Annotated in this window: 2 protein-coding genes; both read right to left on the bottom strand. The window is 30.9% G+C overall.

Features of this window, described 5'->3' with window-relative positions; genetic code table 11:
* Positions 1 to 19: 19 nt before the first annotated feature.
* Positions 20 to 1,330 carry a family 4 glycosyl hydrolase gene (locus G396_RS0108540; protein ID WP_028125707.1) on the bottom strand — a complete coding sequence of 437 codons (1,311 nt, stop codon included), beginning with the start codon at positions 1,328 to 1,330 and terminating at the stop codon, positions 20 to 22.
* 12 nt (positions 1,331 to 1,342) lie between these two features.
* On the bottom strand, positions 1,343 to 1,987 hold a 645-nt coding region (locus G396_RS0108535; RefSeq protein ID WP_028125706.1), incomplete at its 5' end, for a glucose PTS transporter subunit EIIB.

Raw genomic sequence — 1,987 nt, 5'->3', positions numbered from 1 at the left:
ACAGATAATAAAAATGATATTATTTTAATTCAACCCAATACTCTCCATTAACTTCAATAAATTCATCTAATATCTTTTTAGCCACTTCACCATTAGGTACGGATTGATTTAAAGTAAAGGCTTTTAGAGCTTTTTGATATGAATTTTCAAAGAAAGCATCTACAAGTAACTTTTCTGCAGCAACTTGAGCTTCCATTAAACCTTTGTGGAAATCTGGAATATTAAATCTAAGTGATATAGGTTCTACACCTTGAGCATTGACATAACAAGGTACTTCAACAACAGCATCTCCTCTTAGATTAGGAATAGCCCCCATATTAGGAACTATTAACATAAAACGATCATTCTTATTGTGTATGATTGATGCGGCGATGTCGACGATATATTTGCCATGATCTGTTCCATTATAACCAAGGTCACCCGTAGCTTTTCCAGATTTTATAAGTTGGACAGTCTCTTTTATTTTTTTCAATCTTCCATCCATAATTTGATTAGCACGCGTGTATTTTTTATTAGCATTATCAACATACCAATTTGGATACAAATAATACTCTAAATAATTATTTGGTATAGAGTCAGGAAAAATCTCAATCATTTTTGCTAAATTATTGTAGGTTTTAGCCCAACTTTCTTCTTCACTAGATACATCAAAACCTTCTTCCTTAACTTTTTGTATAATTTCTGGTAATACATCTTTACCTACAGAAACATCGTATATAGATTTATACCAACCAAAATGATTTAATCCATAATAGGTTTGAATCCAGTTCTCACGTTTATAACCAAATGAATTTGTTATTATTTCTTCTATACCTATAGTCATATCACATGCATTAACTATTTTTGCATCAGGAAATTTTCTCCTCACTGATTCAGATATAATTGATTCAGGGTTAGTATAATTTAGTATCCAAGCTTCAGGAGCATATTTTTGAATATATCCAACTAATTCTAAAAAACCTTTCATAGATCTTAATCCATAAGAAAAGCCACCTAAACCGCATGTTTCTTGACCAACTAATCCATATTTTAAAGGTATTTTTTCATCCTTTTCTCTCATTTGAATTCCACCCACACGGATTTGAGAGAATACGAAATCTATTCCTGTAAAAGCAATTTTTGGATCTTCTGTCTGTAATAAAGTCACTGGAATATCATTTTGATCAAACAAGTATTTTAAAATAATATACATATCAGAGTTTCTATCTTTATCAATATCATATAAACGTAACTCTTCTATTTCAAATTCTTTGTGGTTAAGGATTGAGAATACAATTCCAGGAGTATAACCACTACCTGCGCCGGCAATTGTTATTTTATATTTTTTCATAATTAATTCCTCCTATAAGATTTCACTAATTTCTTCTTTAACATTTTGTACCGATAAACCAATAATTACTTGTAAAGCATTGCCGTTTCGTACTACCCCAGTTGCCCCTAATTTTTGAAATTCACTATCATCAGCTACTAAATCTGTATCAGCAACTTTAACTCTTAACCGTGTAGCACAATTTGTTAAGTTTTGAATATTGTCACGTCCGCCTAACAATTTAATATATCTTTCTGCTTTTGAGATATCTTCTTCCGTCGAATCTTCTTCATCGTTTTTGTAGATTCTATCTCTAACGTCTTTTTTAGAATAAAGTTTTGTTTCGCTATCACCACGGCCAGGAGTTTTAATATTAAATTTCTCAATCATAAATTTGAAAATAAAGTAGTAAACAGCGAAGAAAATTAAACCGATAATTATCTGTTTAATAAAAGTTCCTATATGATTATTAAATAATGGGATCCAGTTTAAAGACAAGAATTCAAGTAAGCCACCACCAAAAGTTCCGGTTACTCCAAATATGTACATTGTGGTTGCCATAGTGGCATCAATTAAAGCTTTTACTGCAAAAAGAAGGGGAGACACAAAAATATAAGTAAATTCTAAAGGCTCTGTAACTCCAGCAATAATGGCAGTAAATGTTGCAGGAATTAATAA

The sequence above is a fragment of the Eremococcus coleocola DSM 15696 genome (genome assembly GCF_000428865.1).
Taxonomy (GTDB): domain Bacteria; phylum Bacillota; class Bacilli; order Lactobacillales; family Aerococcaceae; genus Eremococcus; species Eremococcus coleocola.
Note: the sequence above shows the minus strand (reverse complement) of the source record. Positions and strands in the feature narration are given on the sequence as shown.